The following is a 20,937-nucleotide window of genomic DNA, read 5'->3' as shown; positions in this document are numbered from 1 at the left end:
GGCCGCGCTACCGTCGGTCTTCGCGCACGGCGGCCAGGGCGCGGGCTTTGGCCTGATGAATGTGCTCAATGATGACGTCGAGGTTGTGGCCGTCGAGGGCGCGGGCGAAGACGAAGGGCCCTTCCCCGCGCATCTTGCGGGCGTCGCGGTCCATCACGCTCAGGTCGGCGCGCACCAGCTCGGCCAGGTCTATCTTATTGATGACCAATAAGTCGGCCTGGGTGATGCCGGGGCCGCCCTTGCGCGGCACCTTGTCGCCGCCGGCCACGTCGATGACGTAGATGGAGTAATCGACCAGCTCCCGGCTGAAGTGGGCCGCCAGGTTGTCGCCGCCGCTTTCCACGAACAGGTAGTCGAGCCGGCCGAAGCGCTGCATCAGGCCCTCCAGCGCGTCCATGTTCAGGGATATGTCCTCGCGGATGGCCGCGTGGGGGCAGCCGCCGGTTTCCACCCCCACGATGCGCTCGGGCGCCAGGGCGTTGTTGCGGGTCAGGAACTCGGCGTCTTCACGGGTGAAGATGTCGTTGGTGACCACGCCCAGCTCGAACCCGTCGCGCAGCCGCTCGCACAGGGCTTTGAGCAGGGCCGTTTTGCCGGTGCCCACCGGCCCGCCGATGCCCACCGTGAAAGAGCGTTGGCGGAAGTTGCGGTAGGAGGGGAGCTTACGCGTCTCGCGGGCGTTAAAGTCGCCCGGCGACTCGTAGTACTCGTGCGGATTGTGGCCGTGCAGCAGCAGGGCCAGTTTGTCGACGAAGGCCATGATTGGGGTCTTAGGAGCTTAGGGTCTTGGGGACTTGGTGGTTTTAGGGTTTGGGTTTTTGGGAGCTTGGGGCCTGGGCAGATTGACTTCATCCATCTGCCAGAACCAGCCGGCACGCAAGCCAGAACTTCACCAAGCTCCTAAGCCCCTAAGCCCCCAAGACCCCATTCAGTTTTGAAACAGCTTGGAGTAAATGTCGTCGTGAAAGGTTTGGGCGGTGTCGAGCAGAAAGGCCGAGCGCGTGGCCTGCTGGTAGCCGCGGCCGGCGTACTGGGTCAGCAGCTCGTCGAACACGGTGTAGAAGTCGTGCTGCAGGCGGTGGCCCTCCATGGGGCCGATGACGCCCAGGCGGATGGCGGCGCTGATTTGGTCGCGCAGGGCCATGTGCAGGTACATGGTCTGCACCTCGTGGGCGCTGAACTCCAGCCGCGTCAGGCTCAGGCCGATGGCCGGCACGAAGTGCAGCGGCAAATCGGCCCCGGCGTGCCAGGCGCCGATGGCGGCCAAATCGGCAGCGGGGTAGAAGGATTCGAGCAGGCGCAGCCAGTTTTTGGCCTGCGTGAGGCTGGCCCGGTGCAGGGCCGGCACCAGCAGCAGCGCGTCGTACTCCTCGGCAATCGGCAGCAAGCCCGCATCGAGGCTGGCGTGGTGGCTGCAGCTGAGCAGAAACGGCAGCTCCAGGCTGGCCGCCTGCTGCAGGAAGGAGTACAGGTAGTGGCGCAGCTCCGCGCCCGGGCGCACCAGCCCGAACGTGACGCTGCTTTCCAGCCCGTACGAGTACGCGAAGGAGCCCGTTGGAATGGCCGAGTCGACGAGGTGCAGCAGGCGGGCGAAGTGCATGTTTGGTGCTTGGTTGTTAGTGCTTAGTGATGTTCAGGGTGAGGAGCAAGGCAAAGTCAGAAGGCTTGAATGGCCTTCAACAACTAAGCACCAGGCACTACCCACCAAGCACTAAAACAGATTGTACAGCTGCGCCAGGGGCACTTTGGTGGCCGGCGCGCAGGTCAGGTGCTGGCCGTCGACGGTGACGCGGTAGGTTTCCGGGTCCACCTCAATGTTGGGCAGGTAGTCGTTCAGGGCCATGTCCTTTTTCTGCACCGTGCGGCAGCCCTGCACGGCCACCACCTGCTTCGTCAACCCGTAATTCCGCTGCACGTGCTCCACCGAAGCCTGCGACACGAACACCATCGAGGTCTGGCCGATGGCCCGGCCGAAGGAACCGAACATGGGCCGCGAAAACGAAGGCTGGGGCGTGGGAATGGAGGCGTTGGCGTCGCCCATCTGGCTCTGCACGATGATGCCGCCTTTAATAACCATTTCGGGCCGGGCGCCGAAGAAAGCCGGTTTCCAGAGCACCAGGTCGGCCAGCTTGCCCACTTCCACCGAGCCGATTTCCTGGCTGAAGCCGTGGGCCCGGGCGGGGTTGATGGTGTACTTGGCCACGTAGCGCCGGGCGCGGAAGTTGTCGTGTGCGGTGCTGGCGTCCTCGGGCAGCTGCCCGCGCTGCTGGCGCATCTTGTGGGCCGTCTGCCAGGTGCGCGTAATGACTTCGCCCACCCGGCCCATAGCCTGGGAGTCGGAGCTGATGATGCTCAGCGCGCCCAGGTCGTGCAGAATGTCCTCGGCGGCAATGGTTTCGCCCCGGATGCGGCTTTCGGCAAAGGCCACGTCCTCCGGGATGTTGCGGTCGAGGTGGTGGCAGACCATGAGCATGTCCAAGTGCTCGTCGATGGTATTCACCGTGGAGGGCCGCGTGGGGTTGGTGCTCGACGGAATGACGTTCGGCTCCCCGCAGATTTTGATGATGTCCGGGGCGTGGCCGCCGCCCGCGCCCTCGGTGTGGTAGGAGTGAATAGTGCGGCCCTTGAATGCGCCGGTGGAGGTTTCCACGAAGCCGCTTTCGTTGAGCGTATCGGTGTGAATGCACACCTGCACGTCGTACTCCTCGGCGATGCTCAGGCACTGGTCGATGGCCGCCGGGGTGGTGCCCCAGTCCTCATGCAGCTTGAAGCCCAGCGCGCCGGCTTCCACCTGCTCGCGCAGGCCCTCGGGCTTGGCCGAGTTGCCCTTGCCCAGGAAGCCGAAGTTGAGTGGCCAGCCCTCGGTGGCCTTGAGCATCATCTCGATGTAAAAGGCGCCGGGTGTGCAGGTGGTGGCCGTGGTGCCGGCGGCCGGACCGGTGCCGCCACCCACCATGGTCGTCACGCCCGAGGCCAGGGCTTCGGGAATCTGCTGGGGGCTGATGAAGTGGATGTGGCAGTCGATGCCGCCGGCGGTGAGAATGAGCCCCTCGCCGGCCACCACTTCCGTCGTCACGCCCACCGTCATACCCGGCGTCACGCCCGGCATGATGTGCGGGTTGCCGGCCTTGCCGATGCCCGAAATGCGCCCGCTCTTAATGCCAATGTCGGCCTTGTAGATGCCGGTGTAGTCGAGTACCAGGGCGTTGGTGATGACCAGGTCCAGCGCCTCGGCCTGGCTGATGCCGGCGGCCTGGCCCATGCCGTCGCGCAGCACCTTGCCGCCGCCGAACTTGCATTCCTCGCCGTACACGCAGTAGTCCTGCTCGACTTCAATCACGAGGTCGGTGTCGCCGAGGCGCACCCGGTCGCCCACCGTGGGGCCGTACATATCGGCGTAAGCGCGCCGGGGGAGGGAAAGAGACATGGTGGACTGTGGTGCTGTATTGAATTCTATTCGTACAATGCCGCTATGTCTTCAGATGTATTGTACTGTAATTCTCCATTGTATGAATAGAGTGATGAATTTGATGCTGTGTAGTTTTCAATTCGAGATGATGGGTATCCTGGTTCAATAATTGAAAATCTAATTTTGGAAATATTGTTTTGCGAAAGTGTTTCCATTTCGCTGGTAGTTAAAAAGTACAAAGCTTTGCTTTCGTCGTCTACTCTGTCTTTAATTCCTTTATCTAAGCAAGTGATTACCGATCCGTCTGTTAGATAAATCAGGACCTTGCCTGATATCCTGCCATCAAGCATAGTTTTAGTAGAAATTAGCATAAGTCCTCCGGTAGGAGTTTTTGCAAAAGACGTATTTAGCTCTCTTTCGATAGAGGGACACGCAGAACATGTGAAGCCATAAGCTGGAGTGGACCTGTATTTTGTTTTACCTCTGAATATGTAATTTTGACACATCGCATTGCTGTATGATAGTATCGCAATGAAAAGCGAGAGTAAGAAGTATTTCATCGGTTTGTGGTGTAAAAAATGGTTGATGTTTTATGCAATATTGTTGTTTGGTGGTGAATATTCAATAATTATTTTGACCTTATTGTCCTCCTCCAACTTACCGTCAATCCACCCATTCCCGCCGTACACCACCCGCTCCCCGGCCAGCGCCACCAGCGTCACGCGTTTCCGCTCGCCCGGCTCGAAGCGTACGGCCGTGCCCGCCGGGATGTTGAGCCGGTAGCCGTAGGCGGCGGCGCGGTCGAACTGCAGCCGGGCGTTGGTTTCGAAGAAGGGGTAGTGCGAGCCGACCTGCACCGGCCGGTCGCCCATATTCGTCACCTCGATTTCCACCGTCGCGCGGCCCTCGTTCAGCGTCAGCTCGCCCGCGGCCAGCAGGTACTCGCCGGGCACCTCGTTGATGAGCGTGTCGGGCGAAGCCGTTTCCTCGCGGCGGGTGAGGCCGGAGCCGTAGAGGGCCAGCTCCGCAGAGCCGGTTTCGCGGCAGATGGGCTCGTGCACGGTCACCAGCTTGGTGCCGTCGGGGAAGGTGCCTTCCACCTGCACCTCGTGCAGCAGCCCGGCCACGCCTTCCATCACGTCCTGCAGGCCCAGAATCTGCTTGCCCTTGTCCATGAGCACCGCCACCGATTCCCCGTCGCGGATAAACTCCAGCAGCTGCGTCGCCAGCAGGGCCACGGCTTCGGGGTAGTTCAGGCGCAGGCCGCGGGCGTAGCGTTTCTGGGCCACGAAGCCGGCTTGGTGCAGCACCAGCTTGTCAAGGTCTTTGGGCGAGAGGTGCATTCCTTGAATTGTTAAATTGTCTGATGGCTAAATGGCTGGTCGTTCAGACAGCACGAGGCGGAGAAGGATAAAGCGAAGGGGCAAGGCTGGTCAACAATCAACCATTTAGCAGTTTGGCAATACAACCATTTGACCGTTCAGCAATCAGCTATTTAGCAGTTTAGCCATTTGACCATAAATGCTCATACACCATCCAGCCCCCGTAGGCTATGCTGATGAGCGACGACACGGCCACCACCGAGCCGGTAAGCCAGCGGCTCAGGCGCATGCGGCGGGTGAAGGGTACGTGCATCAGCCCGGCCGCCCCGAACATGCCCACCACCGAGCCCAGGCCGAACACCAAGATGTACGCCAGGGCTAGCCAGGGGTCGGGCAATTCGCTCAGCACGGCCAGCACCAGCACCCCGCTGCCCGCCAGCCCGTGCAGCAGCCCGATGGCGTAGGCCCAGGCGTGCGGGTTGCGCGCCTGCCGCGTCGGCACGAAGTTGCTGCGGTTGCTGAGCCGCCCAATGCCCATGCTGATGAGCACCAGCCCTACCAAGGCCTCGAAGTAGCCGCCCGAGAGCAGCGTGAGCTTGCCGAACAGGATAAGGCCCCCGAACACCACCAGCATAGTGGTATGGCCCAAGCCCCAGTACATGCCGTCTTTCACGGCCAGCAGGGTATTGTCGCGGCGGGCTACCAGCTGGCTGACGGCAATGAGGTGGTCGGGCTCGAAAGCGTGGCCCGCGCCCATAACGGCTGCAAACGAAATCGGGACAAGTGCTTCCATGTAGGCCTTGGAATTGGAAGGGCAATATAGAATCTGAGTGGAAGAAAGCAGCAAAGTGCCGTCCCGAAAGCAGGGGGTAAATTGGTTTTGGTGCTAGCGTTTGTGAAAAGTGCCCTGAAAAACAGGGGGTGTAAAATATTTCGCTGCTGACTATACTTTGTGGTTAGGTATTTAGATATTTGTCTAAATACCTGCTGCCATTTGAACGCTCTTTTCAAGGCCCTGAACGACCCTACCCGCCGCGCCATACTGGAGCTGCTGCGCGAGCAGCCCCTGACGGCCGGCGAAATAGCCGCGCATTTCAGCATGGCCAAGCCCAGCATCTCCCACCACCTCGATTTGCTCCGGCAGGCCGATCTGGTGAGCAGCCGCAAGCAGGGCCAGTTTATTACCTATTCCCTCAACATGACGGTGTTCGACGAAGTCATCAGCTGGCTGCTGCAGTTTCGCGGGCCCGACGCCAATTCCTCATCCGTATGAAAAAGCCTTCCGTCTGGCTGGTGCTGGCAATACTGCTCGGCCTGGCCCCGCTGATTCACTTGGCGCTGGTGTGGCCGCAGCTGCCGGCCCAGGTGCCCGTACACTTCAACATCCGCGGCGAAGCCGACCGCATGGGCAGCGCCGCCACGCTTTGGGGGCTGGCCGCCCTGCCGCTGGCGTCGCTGGCCTTTATGCTGGTGCTGCCGCGCATCGACCCCAAGCGGCAGCTCGATGCGCACAACGCCAACTTTCAGAAGATGCTGCTGGCGCTGATGGCCAGCCTGGCCGCTTTCGGCGTCATGATTACCCGCGCGGCGCAGGTGGGCTACGTGGCCGGCAACTGGGTGAGCCTGATTTTGAGCGGCATGTACGTGCTGCTGGGCAACTACATGGTGGCCGTGCCGCCCAACTACTTTGCCGGCATCCGCACGCCCTGGACGCTCGAAAACCCCGTCGTGTGGCAGCGTACCCACCGCGTAGGCGGCCGGGCCATGGTGGGGGCGGGGCTGCTGGGCCTGCTGGTGAGCTGGCTGCTGCCCGGCCCTGCCACCACCTCGGTGGTGCTGGGCGTGCTGATGGCCGTGCCGCTGGGCGCGGCGGTGTATTCCTACGTGGTGTGGCGGCAGCTGCGCGCCGGGCAGCCCGCCTGAGCCCGACCGGGCGCGGCCCAGGCGGCGCGTCGAAAATCATGTGATTGACAAGCTACCCGCGGCGGGCTTACCTTGCACGGGATGAGTTCCGTACTGCGCTGGCAGCGCGCCTGGCTGCCCCTGCTTGTAGTCTGGCTGACGGGCTGGTGCGCGGCACCGGCGGCCGCCCAGAACCTGACGTTTCGCGCCTTGTCGGCCCAGCAGGGCTTGTCGGCCAACAGCGTCTCGGGCATCACGCAGGACCGCGCTGGCTTTCTGTGGGTGGGCACCCTCGACGGGCTCAACCGCTACGACGGGGCCAATTTCCGCGTGTTTCGCAGCGACCCGCAGCAGCCCGGCTCTTTGGGCAGCAGCTTCGTGCGCGCCATCGATGCCGACCCTAAAGGTGGCGTGTGGGTGGGCACCGGCGGCGGCCTGGCCTACTACAACCCGCTGACGGAAACCTTCCGCCTCTACGAAACCAGCAAAACCCCCGGCGCCCTGGCCGACAACTTCGTGTGGTCGGTGCTCTGCGACCGGCAGGGCCGGCTGTGGGCCGGCACCGAGTACGCCCTGAACCTGCTCGACGCCAAAACCGGCCGCTTCCGCCAGTTCCGGCACCCCAAGGCCCTGAGCGGCAACGTGCGCGGCAACTCCATCCGGGCCATTACCCAGACCAGCGACGGGCGCGTGTGGGTGGGCACCGGCGAGGGGCGCATCAGCTACGCCGATGAGCGCACCGGCATCCTGGTGCCCCTGGCCGACTGGGCGCCCGGCACGGCCATTCGCTCGCTCTGGGGCACGCGCCGCGGCGGGCTCTGGGCTGCCTCCGAAAACGGCCTGTGCTTTATCAACCTGCCGACCGGGCAGCGCGCCCACTTTCGCCACCAGCCCGACCAGGCCGGGGCGCTGCCCTCCAACGAAGTCAATGCCGTGCTGGAAGACCAGCAGGAGCGCGTGTGGGTGGGCACCAACCGCGGCCTGTGCCGCTACGACGCGGCCAGCAACTACTTCGTGCACTGGCAGCACCAGCCCACGGTGCTGCACAGCCTGCCCTCCGACAAAGTAGGGCGGCTGTTTCAGGACCGCACCGGCCTGCTCTGGGCCGGCACCGACCAGGGCATTGTCTCCTTCGAGGCCGGGGCCAGCGCCTTCGTCCAGCCGGTGCCCGTGCGCTTTACCGGCAGCGTGTGGGCCATTGCCCAGGATGCGGCCCGGAACCTGTGGATCGGCACCGAAACCAACGGCCTCGTGCGCCACGACCCCGCGACGGGCAAGGTAACCACTTACCAGGCCGACCCCGCCGACCCGCAGGCGCTGCCCGACACCCACATCCGCGCCGTGCGTCCCGACCGGGCCGGCCGCCTGTGGGTGGGCACCGAGGACAAAGGGCTGGCCTACCTCGACCCGGCCACCGGGCGCTTCCGCCGCTTCCGCCACAACCCCGCCGACCCCACTAGCCTCTCCGATGACCTCGTGCGCTGCGTGTACGAGGATAGGCAGGGACGCATCTGGGTGGGCACCGAAGGCGGGCTGAACCTGATTGACCCGGTGAGTGGCCGCTGCGCCGTGTACCGCAACGACCCCAACGACCCGCTCAGCCTGAGCGACAACCACATCCGCTGCGTGTTTCAGGACAGCAAAGGGCGCCTGTGGGTGGGCGTGGGCGGGGGCGGCCTCAGCCAGTTCGACTCGCGCACCGGGCACTGCCGCTCCTTCCGCTCCAACCGCTCGGACCCGCAGAGCCTGAGTAGCAACTACGTGCGCTGCATGCTGGAAGACCGGCAGGGCCGCCTGTGGCTGGGCACCGAGGGCGGCGGCATTGCCTGCCTCGTCGACCCCGAGCGGGGGCGCTTCAAGGTGTACCGGGAGGCGCAGGGCCTGCCCAACGACGTGGTGTACGGCATGGAGGCCGACGCCGAGGGCAACCTCTGGATGGCCACCAACAAGGGCATTGCCCGCTTCACGCCCCGCACCGAGCAGTTTCGCACCTACGACATGCGCGACGGGCTGCCCCAGGACGAGCACAACGCCGGCGCCTACTGGCGCAGCCCCGACGGGCGCCTGTTCTTCGGCGGCGGCAACGGGGTGGTGGCCTTTCACCCGGCGGCCGTGCGCTTCAACGCCGTGCCCCCGCCCGTGGTGCTGACGGGCTTCCGCAAGTTTAACCGCTGGGCCACGCTCGATACCAGCATTACGGCCAGCCGCCTGCTCACCATTGCCCCGCGGGAAAACTTCTTCTCCATCGAGTTTGCGGCCCTGAATTACCGGCTGTCCGACAAAAACCGCTTCGCCTACAAGCTGGAAAACTTCAACGAGAAGTGGATTGACGCCGGCAGCCAGCGCCAGGCCACCTACACCAACCTCAACCCCGGTACTTACACCTTCCGGGTGCGGGCGGCCAACAACGACGGGGTGTGGAACAACGTGGGCGCCTCCCTGCGGGTGGTGGTGGAGCCACCCTGGTACCAGACGTGGTGGTTCCGCATCCTGGCCAGCTGGCTGGTGTTCGGGCTGCTGTTTCTGGCCTACCGGGTGCGTGTGAGCCAGCTGCTGGCCCTGGAGCGGGTGCGCCACAACATTGCCCGCGACCTGCACGACGACATGGGCTCCACGCTTTCCTCCATCAGTATCCTGAGCCAGCTGGCCCGCACCCACCAGCAGCGCGGCAACGCGGAGCAGTCCTCGCAGCTGCTGGAGCAGATCGGCGACTCCTCGCGCCGCATGCTCGACTCGATGGATGACATCGTGTGGGCCATCAACCCCGCGCACGACTCCATGGAGTCCGTCACCTCTCGCATGCGCTCCTTCGCCTCCGACGTGCTCGAGGCCCGCGGCATCGACTTCATCTTCAAGGTGGCGCCCGAAGTGGCCGAGCACCGCCTGCCCATGCGCGCCCGCCGGGAGTTTTTCCTCTTGTTCAAGGAAGCCGTCAACAACCTGGCGAAGTACTCCAAGGCCGAATTTGCCCGCATCACCCTCGATTACGACAACCGCTGCCTGGTGCTGCGCGTGCAGGACGACGGCGTGGGCTTCGACCCCAAGGCCCCGGCCCAGGGCGGCGGCAACGGCATGACCAACATGCGCAGCCGTGCCGCCGCCATCAAGGCCCAGCTCACCATCGACACCGCCCCGGGTGAGGGCACCCGCATGGAGCTGCGCGTGCCGCTGAAGTAGCGCGGGCTTTAGCCCGCGTCCGGTCGGGCGGTTGTCGCAGAACGAAATCGGCCAGATAAGTGAGTTACTATCTGGCGGACGCGGGCTTAAGCCCGCGCTACACGCACACGTTGCTTCTCACATCATCATGCGGCTTCGCGGCGTGCCGGCTTTCAGTACCTTCGCAGCATTCTGACTCGCACCACTTTACCCCACCGTTTTAAGCCCATGGAAACCGCCGATACCCGCGTCCTGATTTACGAAGACAACCCCGACCTGCGCCTGAGCCTGAGCCACTTGCTGGGCGGCACGCCGGGCCTGGAGCTGGTAGGCGCCCTGGGCAACTGCCAGCAGGTGGAAACCGATATTCCGCGCCTCAAGCCCGACGTGGTGCTGATGGACATCGACATGCCCGGCATCAACGGTATTGAAGGCCTGAAGCGCATCAAGGCCAACTCGCCCAAGGTGAGCGTGGTGATGCTGACCGTGTTCGAGGACAACGACCGGGTATTCCAGGCCGTGTGCGCCGGCGCCGACGGCTACCTGCTCAAGAAAACCCCGCCGGTGAAGCTGCTCGACGCCATCGGGGAGGTGCGGGCCGGCGGGGCGCCCATGACGCCCGCCATTGCCCGGCAGGTGCTGCGCCTGTTTCCGAAGCCCGTGGCCCCGCGCCAGCAGGAAGATTCGCCCGCCAACCTCAGCGCCCGGGAGCAGGAAATCCTCGGCCTGCTGGTGGAAGGCTACAGCTACAAGATGATTGCCCACGACCGCGGCATCTCGCTCGACACGGTCCGCTCCCACATCAAGAAAATCTACGAGAAGCTGCACGTGCGCTCCATGACCGAGGCCGTGAGCAAGGCCCTGCGCCAGGGCCTGACTTAGGCCTTAGCCGTGCGCGGCACGACAGAACGTCATTCAGAGCGAAGCGAAGAATCTCGCGTGGCTCGTCTGATAGTAACTTCAATCAGTAAGTCTACTATCTGACGGCAGCACGCGAGATTCTTCGCTTCGCTCTGAATGACGACCTGACCCACAACGAGAATCACATCTATATGTGATTGACGCCGGCCGGTTGATTGACGAATTTGCCCTCGAGCCTAACCCCTGCGGGTTCTGGCTGATATGCTCCACTCTCCACCACCGACCGCTCATGTCTGCGAAATCCCGTCGGCAGCTGCTGATTTCCATGCTGGGCCTGTGGCTTACCGGCAGCCCGGCCCTGGCGTAGTAGCGCGGCCCGTGCCGTGTGATTCGCCCGACACACCTGTTTGCCCCGGTAGCAGCGGCCGCTCGGGGAGCTGAGCATACCCGCATGCGCGCGGCTGGTCCTGATACCGGCCGTGCGCATTTTTTTGCCCCGGAAGGGCGCGGCCCCGGCCAAAACAATGCGGCCCCCGTTAGCGGTTTGGGCTTGGAGGGCCTATCTTCGTTACCGCCGCCCCGTTTTCGTACCTATGCAACTGCTCCGCAACCTCAAGCTCACCGACGTGTTCGTGCTCGACATCGAGACGGTGCCCTGCGCCGACGGGCACGACAACATGGACGAGATGCTGAAGCTGCTCTGGCAGCACAAGTGCGAGAGCCTGCGCCGCGAGAAGGGCTGGAACCTGAACCTGCACGACATCGACAAGATGCCCGAGCACCTGCAGGACACGGCCCTGTTTGAGCAGGCCGGCATCTACGCCGAGTTCGGGCGCATCATCTGCATCTCGGTGGGCCACTTCCTGTTCGACAAGGAAGAGGAGCAGTGGCGCTTCCGCGTCAAGAGTTTCGCCGGGCACGACGAGGTCCAGCTGCTGCGCGAGTTTTCGGCTTTGCTGTTTCGCAAGCCCGAGTACCTGCTCTGCGCCCACAACGGCAAGGAATTCGACTTTCCCTACATTGCCCGGCGCCTGCTCATCAACGGGCTGATGCTGCCCCCGCAACTCGATCTGGCCGGTAAGAAGCCCTGGGAAATCCGTCACCTCGACACGATGGAAATGTGGAAGTTCGGCGACCGGAAAGCCCCGACTTCGCTGAACCTGCTGGCGGCCGTGTTCAAGATTCCCACGCCCAAAGACGACATCAGCGGCGCCGACGTGGCCCGCGTGTACTACGAGGAGCAGAATCTGCCGCGCATCGTCACCTACTGCCAGAAGGACATTATTACCACTGCCCGCCTGCTGCTCAAGTTCCGCGGCGACGAGCCGTTCGGGGATGAGGCCGTGGTGTACGCCGACCAGCCCGCGCCCATGATGGTGCTGCGGGCCAGCTAGGCTTGTATGCGGCACGGCTTCTGGTTGCTGGCCGTGGTGACCGTGGCGCTACCGGCCTGCGTGGGCAGCCGGCCAGTACCGGACGTAGCGCTGCTGATGCAGCAGGGGCAGCTGCAGCCTGGCACGAGCAGCCGGCCACAGGTAGTGCGGGTGCTGGGCCGAGGCTTCAGCCAGGAAAGGCACGCTTTGCACGTCAATTGGCACAATGTCGGCGACCAGATCAGCCGCTGGACCACGCTGGATTACGTCGCGCTGGGTATTGAGTGCACCATGGTAGAAATGCCCACCGGGCCCACCTTGTACCGCCTGACGCTTAAGCCTCCGTATGGCCACGCGGTGCTTGATTCCATTCGATTGGGCCGGCAGCGCCTGGGGCAGCTGGCTCAGGCCCTAGAACGACCAGTTACCAGCTTTGCCGACAGCCGCACGTTGTCGGCCTACGAGGTGCAGAGCTACGTGTCGCTGGACAACGTGCGAGTGGAAGCCCGCGTGCAGCTGGACTCCGCAACCTGGAATCGTTGCCGCCGACAACCGGCAGTGCTGGATAGCATTGTGCAGGCCGCGCCGGTCGACCGGGTGATTTTCAGTCGGCCCGTGAGTTGACGGGTGAAGCAGTAAAGCAGCGCGGGCAAGCCTGTCGTCTGCGTGGCGCGTAATAATACGAGTGTATTTTTTGAAATTAGTTAATAAAAATTTGTATTATTAAGTATTGTCGAATGTCTAAACCCTACAGTCATGGCGCAGAACGTGTTGGAGGAAGTATCGGCTTGCTTTACGGCTCCGGCCGTGAGCCAGGCCAGTGCAGCGGTGGGTGAGAGCGAAGCCGGGGTGCGTAAAGCCTTGCCCAAGGTGGTGCCCCTGGTGCTCAGCAGCCTGATCAAGCTTTCGGAGCAGGTGGGCGGCAACGACGTGGTCTGGCTAATGGCCCGCGACGCCCGCGAGGCCGGCACCCGCGCCGACGTGCTGGCCGTGCGGGCCACCCACGGCCAGGAGCTGATGCGGGCCCTGCTCACCGACCACTACCGCGGCCGCATTGCCTCGGTGGCCTCGGAAAGCGGCATCCGCACCGAAGCCGTGGAGCGCCTGCTGGGCTTGGCCGCACCCGTCATGCTCGGCGTGTTGGGCGACCATGCCGCCCACGACCACCTCGACGCCGCCGGCCTGGGCCGCTGGCTGCAGACGCAGCGCAGCAGCGTAACGGGCCTGCTGCTGGCCGCCGAGGCGGCCCAGGCGCCCGGCAACGGCTACGAGCCAGGCGAACTTACCACCGCCGCCCACCCGCAGGCCATGCCCCTGGCCGATGCTGGAGCGCATCCGTTGGGCGGTAGTGCCCGGCAGTGGCTGATTCCGGCCCTGGTCGTGCTTGGGGCGCTCATCGTGGGCTACTTCCTGGGGCAGGGGCCCGGCCAGCGGCCCCGGCAGGCCGGGGCTCTGGCCGCTGCCAGCCTGGCGGCTACCATGTCGCCCGCCGCGGCTACCCCGCCCGACGTAGCGGCGGCCGCCGCCCCAGCGGAAGCGCCCGTGACGGCCCTCAGCGGCCGCTACGATGCGGCCACCGAAAACTACATCTACGATACCGGCCGGCCCGTGCGTCTCACCCTGCTCGACGGCTCGACGCAGACGGTGGGCGTCAATTCCACCGAGAACAAGCTCTACAACTTCCTGGCCGACGCCGCGGTGCAGGTGGACCCGGTGAACCGCACCAAGGGTTGGATCAACTTTGACCGGGTGTATTTCGACCCGAAAAAGGCCACGCTCACCGACGAGTCGATGGCCCAGCTGCGCAACGTGGCCAGCATCCTGAAGAGCTTCCCGGCGGCTCACGTCAAAATTGGGGGCTACACCGACAGCACCGGCTACTTCAAAGACAACCTGCGCCTGAGTGAGCAGCGGGCCACGGCGGCCATGGCGGCGCTGGTAGACATGGGCATTGCGGCAAACCGGGTGGAGGCCAAGGGCTACGGCCCTAAGCACAATGTAGCCAGCAACGAGACGCCCGTGGGCCGGGCGCTGAACCGGCGCATCAGCGTGCGGGTAACGCAGAAATAAGCCGTTCGGGGCCCAGGTGTTGCTCCGCATGAAGTAGATGATAACTTGCTGACATGAGCAAACTTATCTTGGGCCTCGCCCTGGTGTTGATGGCGCGGCTGGGCGTCGCCCAAAAAGCCGCGCCGGCCGATATCATTCTGACCGACGGCAAAATCTTCACCGCCGACGAGGCCCGGCCCTACGTGCAGGCCCTGGCCATACGCGGGGAGCGTATCGTGGCGGTGGGCACTACGGCCGACATCAGCCGGCTGGCAGGCCCGCGCACCCGCCGCATCGACCTGCGCGGCCGCACCGTGGTGCCCGGCTTCAACGACGCCCACGACCACCTGCCGCCCAACGCCCCGGCGGGCCGGCACTTCGCCTTTCCGGCCGCCCCGATGATTCCTGGTCCCACCCGCCAGCAGGTGCTCGATACCCTGGCCCGGCTGGTGCAGCTGACCCCGCCCGGCACCTGGCTGCAGGGCGACATTGGCCTGACGGTGCTGCTGGACCCCGATTTCCGCCGCGCCACCCTCGACCGCGTGGCCCCGGCGCACCCCGTCATGATCAAGCCGCCCTGGGGCCACGGCAACATTCTGAACTCGAAGGCCCTGCAACTGCTCGGCATTGCTGATGATGCGCCCGACCCCGTCGGGGGCCGCTACGAGCGGGTGGCCGGCACCCGGCAGCTGACGGGCCTGCTGCAGGAGTACGCCGACTGGAACGCCCGGCAGCAGCTGCACGCCACCCTGCCCGACGCGGCCTGGGTGCGCCAGCTGCAGCAGTACGGCAACGGCGCCCTGGCCCTGGGCATTACCAGCGTGCAGAACATGGCCGGGGAGCTGCCGCCCGCCCAACTCCTGCGCGTGGTGCAGGCCGCCCGGCTGCCCTTGCGCCACCGCATCATGCCCCTGCCCATGACCAGCACCAGCGGCATCCGGCGCGGCGAATGGGCCGGCATCAGCCCGCAACCGGCCCCGCTGACGCGGGTGGCGGGCCGCAAGTACATCCTCGACGCTACCCCGCTGGAAGGCGGCGCGCTGATGCGGCGGCCCTACCCGGGGCGCCCCGGCTGGTACGGGCGGCTGAACTTCCCCGTCGATACCGTACGGCAGCTGCTGCGCACGGCCCTCACCGGCCCCGAGCCGCTGATGCTGCACGTCAGCGGCGACAGTACGGCCAGCCTGGTGCTGCGGCTGATGAGCGGGCTGGCCGACGACGCTACCTGGCGGCGCAAGCGGGTGCGCTTCGAGCACGGCGACGGGCTGGCGGCCGACCTGCAGCCGCGCGCCAAGGCCCTGGGCATTGTGGTGGTGCAAAACCCCTCGCACTTCGTCAACCCAGCGCTGAGCGGCGCGCCCAACGGTATCAGCTTCGTGCCCCCGTTCCGTTCCCTGCTGGCAGCGGGCATTCCCTTCGCGCTGGGTTCCGATGGGCCGATGAACCCCTTCCTCAACATCATGTTCGCCACTACGCTGGCCCAACCCGGGGAAGCCCTGACGCGCGAACAGGCGGTGCGGGCCTACACGGCGGGCTCAGCCTACGCCGAGTTTGCCGAGCAGGACAAAGGCACGCTCAGCCCCGGCAAGCTGGCCGATCTGGCGGTGCTGTCGCAGGATATTTTCACCGTGCCCACGCCCGCCCTGCCCGGCACCGTGAGCGAGCTGACGATGATAGGAGGGAAGGTGTTGTACGAAGCCAAAGCCTCAGCCAGTCGCTGATTCGGCGGAAAGCCAGAAAACAAAAAAGCGGCCCCGGGGTGGGAGCCGCTTTTTTTGTTGGGTTGAGGCTAGTGCTTAGGCCAGGAAGCCGTCGAACAGGCCGGGGGCCACGCCCATCAGCACGATCAGGCCGACCAGCACGACCAGCACGGCCGACTGCAGCATGGTAACGGGCACGGGGGCGGCGGTGCCTTCCTCGGCCGGCTTCATGTACATGGCAATGATGGGTCGCAGGTAGTAGTAGATACCGATGGCCGACATGACCAGCGCGAAAACCACCAAGCCGATGTAGCCCTCGGCAGTGGCCGCGCTCAGCAGCTGGAACTTGCCGAAGAAGCCCCCCGTGAGCGGAATGCCGGCCAGGGAAAGCATGGAAACCGTCATGGCAAAGGCTAGCAGCGGGTTGGTCTTGGCCAGGCCGTTCAGCGAGTCGTAGTCATCGCGCTGGCGCTGGTCGTGCACCAGAGCCAGCACCCCGAAGGACACCACCGTGGACAGCGAGTACGCCAGGGAGTAGAAGAAGATGGCCGTTTTCGACAGCGTTTCGCTGTTCAGGGCCACCAGGGCCAGCATCAGGTAGCCGGCGTGCGAGATGCTGGAGTAAGCCAGCATGCGCTTGGCGTTGGTCTGCGCCACGGCGCCCACGTTGCCGATGAGCAAGGTCAGCACCAGCATGGCGGTGAGCGTGGGCAGCCAGAAGCCCGAGGTGTCGCCGCCAAAGGCAATGGTCAGCAGCTTGAAGAAACCGGCCACGCCGGCGGTTTTCACCACCGTGCTCATAAAGGCCGTGAAGACCGTCGGGGCGCCTTCGTACACGTCGGGCGTCCAGAAGTGGAAGGGGGCAGCCGAAATCTTGAAGCCGATGCCGATGAGCATGAGCAGGATGCCGATGTAGAGCATCGGGGTCATGCCGGGGTCGGCGGCGGGCAGGGCGCGCACGGCCACGCCCATCTGGGCCAGGTCGAAGGTGCGGGTGGCGCCGTAGATGAGGGCAATGCCGAACAGCAGGATGCCGGTGGCGAAGGAGCCCATCAGGAAGTACTTCAGGGCCGATTCGTTGGAGCGCAGGTTGCTCTTATCGGAGCCGGCCAGCACGTACATGGCAATGCTGAGCGTCTCGATGCCGAGGAAGAGGACGAGCACGTTGTTGTAGCTCACCATCATGATGGCGCCCACCAGGGAGAACAGCATGATGCTGTAGAACTCGGCCAGGTTGGGGTTGCCGTCCTGCACAAACTTCTGCGAGAAGGGCAGCAGCAGCAGCACCGTCAGCACCATCACCGTGGTAAACACCTGGGCGTACCGGTCGAAGGTGAGCATGCCGGCGAAGTAGGGCGAGGCGTTCCAGTCGGCCAGCTGGCCGGTATCGAAGCCGATGAGGTTGATGGCCAGCACCACGGCCAGCACCAGCATCACGGCCGGCAGCAGCACGCGGTTGGAGCGCAGGAAGCCCAGGAACAGATTGGCCAGCCCGGAAACGGAAAGCAGAATAATCGAGAGCATGGGGCGGGGAGGCTTAGCGGTTGATGAGCACCAGCAGCTTGTTCACGGCCGGCTCCGAAATGTGCATGAACGTGCCCGGGAACAGGCCAATCCAGAACACCATCAGCACCAGCGGCACCAGCACGGCCAGCTCCGAGCCGGTCAGGTCGGTGATGGTTTCGCTGAAGGAGGAGTCGGGGCCGAGCATCACGCGCTGGAACATGCGCAGCAGATACACCGCGCCGAAGATGATGGTCAGGCCGGCGACGGCGCCCAGCCAGGGGTTGAACTGGTACACGCCCATCAGCAGCAGGAACTCGCCCACGAAGCCGTTGGTGAGCGGCAGGGCCACCGTGCCGAGCAGGATGACCAGGAAGCAGACCGTCAGCAGCGGGGTGCGGCGGGTGAGGCCGCCCAGCTCGGCAATCTGCCGGGTGCCGGTGCGCCGCTCAATCACGTCGGCAATGAAGAACATGCCCACCACGTTCACGCCGTGGGCCAGCATCTGAATCACGGTGCCCTGCAGGCCCTTGTCGGTGAGGGTGAACATGCCGGCAATCATCAGGCCCACGTGCGAGAGCGAGGAGAAGGCAATCAGGCGCTTCACGTCGCGCTGGCGGATGGCAATGATGGCGCCGTAGATGATGCCGATAACGGCCAGCACCATAATCCAGCCCACGTGCACGCTCATGCCCTGGGGCACGATGGGCATCAGCCAGCGCAGGGTGCCGTAGATGCCCATCTTGAGCATAATGCCCGAGAGCAGCATGCTGGCCGGGGCCGGGGCCTGCTCGTATGTGTCGGGCTGCCAGCTGTGCAGCGGCCACAGCGGCATCTTGATGGCAAAGGCGGCGAAGATGAGCAGGAACACCCACGACTGCTCCTGGGTGCTGAGCGTGAGGTTGTAGAAGGCGTCGAGGTCGGAGCTGCGCATGGCGCCGTTGACCCCGGTCATGTAGTACAGGTACACGAAGCCGGCCAGCATCAGCAGGGAGCCGATGACGGTGTAGAGGAAGAACTTCAGCGTGACGGGCACGCGCCGCTCCCCGCCCCACACGCCGGCCAGGAAGTAAATCGGAATCAGGGCCACTTCCCAGAAGAAGTAGAACACGAAGGCGTCGAGGGCCACGAACACCCCGATCAGGCCGGTCTGCATGAACAGCACCAGGGCGTAGAAGGCCGAGGGGTTGTCGTAGTTGTGGCGGAAGGAGGCCAGCAGAATCAGCGGCACCAGAAAGGCCGTTAGCAGCACCAGCAGGTAGCTCAGCCCGTCCATACCGATGTGGAAGGCAATGCCCGCCGACTCCAGCCAGTGGTATTTCAGCTCCAGCGTGGGGTTGGTCTGGGAGTACACGCCGTTGAACTGGAAGGCCGCGTACACGGCCAGGGCCAGCTCCAGCAGTGAGGCGCCAAGGGCCAGTGCCCGCGCCGCGGAGCCGCGCACAAAGTGCAGCAGCAGGGCGGCCACCACGGGCAAAATAAGCAGAAGGGCAGTCAGCATGTTGTCTCAGGGAGCGGAACCGAGGCCGGGAAACCAGGGCCCGCCATAGTTAGGCTGCGGGTATCTTCTTGGGGAAAGAACAAGAGCGGGCTACGGCCTGCCGGCCATAGCCCACGCCCGTTCTAGAACTTCATGAAATTCAGGGCCAGCACCACCACGATGCCGACGACCATCAGCAGCAGGTAGGTTTCCACCCGGCCGGTCTGCAGGCGGCCCAAGCGCTCTGAGCCGCCGAACACCCCGCGGCCCAGGCCGTTGACGGTGCCGTCGACCACGCGCTTCTCCACCACGTCGTGCAGGCTGCGCGAGAGGAACATCGAGGGCTTCACGAACAGGAAATTGTACAGCTCGTCGACGTAGTACTTGTGGTAGACCAGGTTTTCGAGGAAGCCGCGCTGCGCGTCGTCCTCGGCCGGGCGGGCTTTGCGGGCCACGTACAGCGCGTAAGCCAGCACAATGCCGCCCAGGGCCACCAGCACCGAGGCCGCGATGAGCATGTACTCGGTAGCGTGGTCAAGCTCGGCGCCGAAAGCCGCCGGGTTGGCCTGCCGGGAGTAAGCGAAGAGCGGGGCCAGAAAGTCGGCCAGGTAGCCGCGGCCCAGCACCAGCGGGGCGTTCATGAAGCCGCCGATGGCCGCCAGAATGGCCAGCACCACCAGGGGCATGGTCATCGAAGCCGGCGACTCGTGCAGGTGGTGTTTCTGCTCCTCTGTGCCGCGGAACTCCCCGAAGAAGGTCAGGAACAGCAGGCGGAACATGTAGAAAGCCGTCAGGAAGGCCGTCAGCATGCCGATGGCCCACAGCGGCTTGCTGTGCTCAAAGGCGTGGGCCAGAATTTCGTCCTTGGAGAAGAAGCCCGAGAAGGGCGGAATGCCGCTGATGGCCAGGCAGCCGATCAGGAAGGTAAAGAAGGTAATCGGCAGGGCCTTGCGCAGGCCGCCCATGCGGCGCATGTCCTGCTCGTTGCTCATGGCGTGAATCACCGAGCCGGCGCCCAAGAACATCAGGGCCTTGAAGAAGGCGTGCGTCAGTACGTGGAACAGCGAGGACGTGTAACCCATCACGCCCAGGGCCAGGAACATGTAGCCCAGCTGCGAGACGGTGGAGTAGGCCAGCACCTTCTTGATGTCGTTCTGGGCCAAGCCGATGGTGGCGGCAAACAGGGCCGTCAGCGCGCCCACCCAGGCCACCACGTGCAGGGTGTCGGGCGAGAGGGTGAAGAGGATGTTGGAGCGCAGCACCATGTAGATGCCGGCCGTCACCATCGTCGCGGCGTGAATCAGGGCCGACACGGGCGTGGGGCCGGCCATAGCGTCGGGCAGCCAGGTGTACAGCGGCAGCTGCGCCGACTTGCCCATCGCGCCCACGAACAGCAGCAGCGTAATGGCCGTCACAACACCGGCACCAACCGGCAGCTTCGCGGCCTGCTGGAACACCGAGCCGTACTCCACCGAATCGAAAGTCTGGTAGATCAGGAAGATGCCCAGCAGGAAGCCCAGGTCACCGATGCGGTTGATGATAAAGGCCTTCTTGGCGGCGTTGTTGTACGAGGTGTTCTTGTTCCAGAACCCGATGAGCAGGTAGGAGCAGAGGCCCACGCCTTCCCAGCCGATGAACAGGATCAGGAAGTTGGCGCCCATCACCAGCAGCAGCATCGAGAAGACGAACAGGTTCAGGAAGCTGAAGAACTTCCCCACGTTTTCGTCGTGGTGCATGTAGCCGATGCTGTACACGTGGATCAGGAAGCCCACGCCCGTCACCAGCAGCAGCATGATCAGGCTGAGCTGATCAATCTGGTACGAGAACGGAATGTGCAGCGAGCCGACGCGAATCCAGTCGAACAGGTGCACCGTGTAGGGTTGGTGCGTACCGGTGCCCGGAATCGTCCACTGCGGCTCGGGGTGCAGGAAGCTCCAGAACAGCGAAACGGCAATCAGGAAGGAGCCCAGCACGGCCAGACTGCTGATGGCCCCCGCTACCGTGCCCGACAGCCGGCGGTTGAGCAAGCCGTTGATCAGGAAGCCCAGAAACGGCAGCAGCGGAATCAGGATGTAAGGCAGCGGCGAGCCGGTATAAACGGCGAGGGGTGCGTCCATAGGAGGGTCTTAGGGGCTTGGGGGCTTGGGGGCTTGGGCTGTTCTAGCGGGCCGGTTCAGCAACC

The 20,937-nt window shown here is 64.4% G+C and carries 17 protein-coding genes; 8 read left to right on the top strand and 9 right to left on the bottom strand.

The features are described from left to right. Positions 1-7 precede the first annotated feature (7 nt). From ureG to EJV47_RS26660, 6 genes are all read right to left on the bottom strand, one after another. Positions 8-760, bottom strand: a complete 753-nt coding sequence (gene ureG, locus EJV47_RS26685) for an urease accessory protein UreG (RefSeq protein WP_126696271.1) — start codon at positions 758-760, stop codon at positions 8-10. A 168-nt stretch (positions 761-928) separates the two neighbouring features. Continuing rightward, entirely contained in the window at positions 929-1,600 is a 672-nt protein-coding gene (locus EJV47_RS26680; RefSeq protein ID WP_126696270.1) for an urease accessory protein UreF, read from the bottom strand. A gap of 111 nt (positions 1,601-1,711) precedes the next feature. Next, entirely contained in the window at positions 1,712-3,427 is a 1,716-nt protein-coding gene (ureC, locus tag EJV47_RS26675) for an urease subunit alpha (protein ID WP_126696269.1), read from the bottom strand. A gap of 26 nt (positions 3,428-3,453) precedes the next feature. Next, positions 3,454-3,969 (bottom strand): hypothetical protein, encoded by a 516-nt coding sequence (locus EJV47_RS26670; RefSeq protein ID WP_126696268.1) that lies wholly within the window; start codon positions 3,967-3,969, stop codon positions 3,454-3,456. A 30-nt stretch (positions 3,970-3,999) separates the two neighbouring features. Continuing rightward, on the bottom strand, positions 4,000-4,752 hold the full coding sequence (locus tag EJV47_RS26665; protein ID WP_126696267.1) for an urease subunit beta: 753 nt from the start codon (positions 4,750-4,752) through the stop codon (positions 4,000-4,002). 160 nt (positions 4,753-4,912) lie between these two features. After that, positions 4,913-5,524, bottom strand: coding sequence for an urease accessory protein (locus tag EJV47_RS26660; RefSeq protein WP_126696266.1), 612 nt, complete (start codon positions 5,522-5,524; stop codon positions 4,913-4,915). A 201-nt stretch (positions 5,525-5,725) separates the two neighbouring features. Between EJV47_RS26660 and EJV47_RS26655 the strand changes: the two genes are divergently transcribed. The 8 genes from EJV47_RS26655 to EJV47_RS26620 all read left to right on the top strand — a co-directional run bounded on the left by EJV47_RS26655 (position 5,726) and on the right by EJV47_RS26620 (position 15,793). Then, positions 5,726-6,004, top strand: coding sequence for an autorepressor SdpR family transcription factor (locus tag EJV47_RS26655; protein WP_126696265.1), 279 nt, complete (start codon positions 5,726-5,728; stop codon positions 6,002-6,004). Further along, the gene (locus EJV47_RS26650) at positions 6,001-6,654 is read left to right on the top strand and encodes an SdpI family protein (RefSeq protein WP_126696264.1); all 654 of its coding nucleotides are present in this window, start codon (positions 6,001-6,003) and stop codon (positions 6,652-6,654) included. The genes EJV47_RS26655 and EJV47_RS26650 overlap by 4 nt, the downstream gene beginning before the upstream one ends. A gap of 81 nt (positions 6,655-6,735) precedes the next feature. Then, positions 6,736-9,810: a sensor histidine kinase gene (locus EJV47_RS26645; RefSeq protein ID WP_126696263.1), complete on the top strand. Its 3,075-nt coding sequence runs from the start codon at positions 6,736-6,738 to the stop codon at positions 9,808-9,810. A 207-nt stretch (positions 9,811-10,017) separates the two neighbouring features. Then, complete coding sequence (locus tag EJV47_RS26640; protein WP_126696262.1) at positions 10,018-10,671, top strand: response regulator; 654 nt, start codon at positions 10,018-10,020, stop codon at positions 10,669-10,671. 572 nt (positions 10,672-11,243) lie between these two features. Beyond that, entirely contained in the window at positions 11,244-12,044 is an 801-nt protein-coding gene (locus EJV47_RS26635; protein ID WP_207896009.1) for a 3'-5' exonuclease, read from the top strand. Positions 12,045-12,050: 6 nt separating this feature from the next. Then, a complete protein-coding gene (locus EJV47_RS26630; RefSeq protein ID WP_126696261.1) occupies positions 12,051-12,647 on the top strand; it encodes a hypothetical protein in 597 nt (198 codons plus the stop codon). Between the two features lie 132 nt (positions 12,648-12,779). Further along, positions 12,780-14,093, top strand: coding sequence for an OmpA family protein (locus EJV47_RS26625; RefSeq protein ID WP_126696260.1), 1,314 nt, complete (start codon positions 12,780-12,782; stop codon positions 14,091-14,093). Between the two features lie 53 nt (positions 14,094-14,146). Continuing rightward, positions 14,147-15,793 carry an amidohydrolase gene (locus tag EJV47_RS26620; protein ID WP_126696259.1) on the top strand — a complete coding sequence of 549 codons (1,647 nt, stop codon included), beginning with the start codon at positions 14,147-14,149 and terminating at the stop codon, positions 15,791-15,793. A 75-nt stretch (positions 15,794-15,868) separates the two neighbouring features. On the opposite strand, the gene EJV47_RS26615 is transcribed toward EJV47_RS26620, so the two are convergent. The 3 genes from EJV47_RS26615 to nuoL all read right to left on the bottom strand — a co-directional run bounded on the left by EJV47_RS26615 (position 15,869) and on the right by nuoL (position 20,872). Next, on the bottom strand, positions 15,869-17,296 hold the full coding sequence (locus tag EJV47_RS26615; protein ID WP_126696258.1) for an NADH-quinone oxidoreductase subunit N: 1,428 nt from the start codon (positions 17,294-17,296) through the stop codon (positions 15,869-15,871). A 13-nt stretch (positions 17,297-17,309) separates the two neighbouring features. Next, the gene (locus EJV47_RS26610) at positions 17,310-18,776 is read right to left on the bottom strand and encodes a complex I subunit 4 family protein (RefSeq protein WP_126696257.1); all 1,467 of its coding nucleotides are present in this window, start codon (positions 18,774-18,776) and stop codon (positions 17,310-17,312) included. Positions 18,777-18,898: 122 nt separating this feature from the next. Next, positions 18,899-20,872 carry an NADH-quinone oxidoreductase subunit L gene (gene nuoL / locus EJV47_RS26605; protein ID WP_126696256.1) on the bottom strand — a complete coding sequence of 658 codons (1,974 nt, stop codon included), beginning with the start codon at positions 20,870-20,872 and terminating at the stop codon, positions 18,899-18,901. Between the last annotated feature and the right edge of the window lie 65 nt (positions 20,873-20,937).

This window comes from Hymenobacter gummosus (genome assembly GCF_003970915.1).
GTDB lineage: Bacteria > Bacteroidota > Bacteroidia > Cytophagales > Hymenobacteraceae > Solirubrum > Solirubrum gummosum.
This window is presented reverse-complemented; position numbering and strand designations above follow the sequence as displayed.

Excerpts from the sequence above, each read along its gene's own strand:
- ureG (WP_126696271.1), bottom strand. The coding sequence starts at position 760 with ATGGCCTTCGTCGACAAACTGGCCCTGCTGCTGCACGGCCACAATCCG.
- EJV47_RS26680 (WP_126696270.1), bottom strand. The coding sequence starts at position 1,600 with ATGCACTTCGCCCGCCTGCTGCACCTCGTCGACTCGGCCATTCCAACG.
- ureC (WP_126696269.1), bottom strand. The coding sequence starts at position 3,427 with ATGTCTCTTTCCCTCCCCCGGCGCGCTTACGCCGATATGTACGGCCCC.
- EJV47_RS26670 (WP_126696268.1), bottom strand. The coding sequence starts at position 3,969 with ATGAAATACTTCTTACTCTCGCTTTTCATTGCGATACTATCATACAGC.
- EJV47_RS26665 (WP_126696267.1), bottom strand. The coding sequence starts at position 4,752 with ATGCACCTCTCGCCCAAAGACCTTGACAAGCTGGTGCTGCACCAAGCC.
- EJV47_RS26660 (WP_126696266.1), bottom strand. The coding sequence starts at position 5,524 with ATGGAAGCACTTGTCCCGATTTCGTTTGCAGCCGTTATGGGCGCGGGC.
- EJV47_RS26650 (WP_126696264.1), top strand. The coding sequence starts at position 6,001 with ATGAAAAAGCCTTCCGTCTGGCTGGTGCTGGCAATACTGCTCGGCCTG.
- EJV47_RS26645 (WP_126696263.1), top strand. The coding sequence starts at position 6,736 with ATGAGTTCCGTACTGCGCTGGCAGCGCGCCTGGCTGCCCCTGCTTGTA.
- EJV47_RS26640 (WP_126696262.1), top strand. The coding sequence starts at position 10,018 with ATGGAAACCGCCGATACCCGCGTCCTGATTTACGAAGACAACCCCGAC.
- EJV47_RS26635 (WP_207896009.1), top strand. The coding sequence starts at position 11,244 with ATGCAACTGCTCCGCAACCTCAAGCTCACCGACGTGTTCGTGCTCGAC.
- EJV47_RS26630 (WP_126696261.1), top strand. The coding sequence starts at position 12,051 with ATGCGGCACGGCTTCTGGTTGCTGGCCGTGGTGACCGTGGCGCTACCG.
- EJV47_RS26625 (WP_126696260.1), top strand. The coding sequence starts at position 12,780 with ATGGCGCAGAACGTGTTGGAGGAAGTATCGGCTTGCTTTACGGCTCCG.
- EJV47_RS26620 (WP_126696259.1), top strand. The coding sequence starts at position 14,147 with ATGAGCAAACTTATCTTGGGCCTCGCCCTGGTGTTGATGGCGCGGCTG.
- EJV47_RS26615 (WP_126696258.1), bottom strand. The coding sequence starts at position 17,296 with ATGCTCTCGATTATTCTGCTTTCCGTTTCCGGGCTGGCCAATCTGTTC.
- EJV47_RS26610 (WP_126696257.1), bottom strand. The coding sequence starts at position 18,776 with ATGCTGACTGCCCTTCTGCTTATTTTGCCCGTGGTGGCCGCCCTGCTG.
- nuoL (WP_126696256.1), bottom strand. The coding sequence starts at position 20,872 with ATGGACGCACCCCTCGCCGTTTATACCGGCTCGCCGCTGCCTTACATC.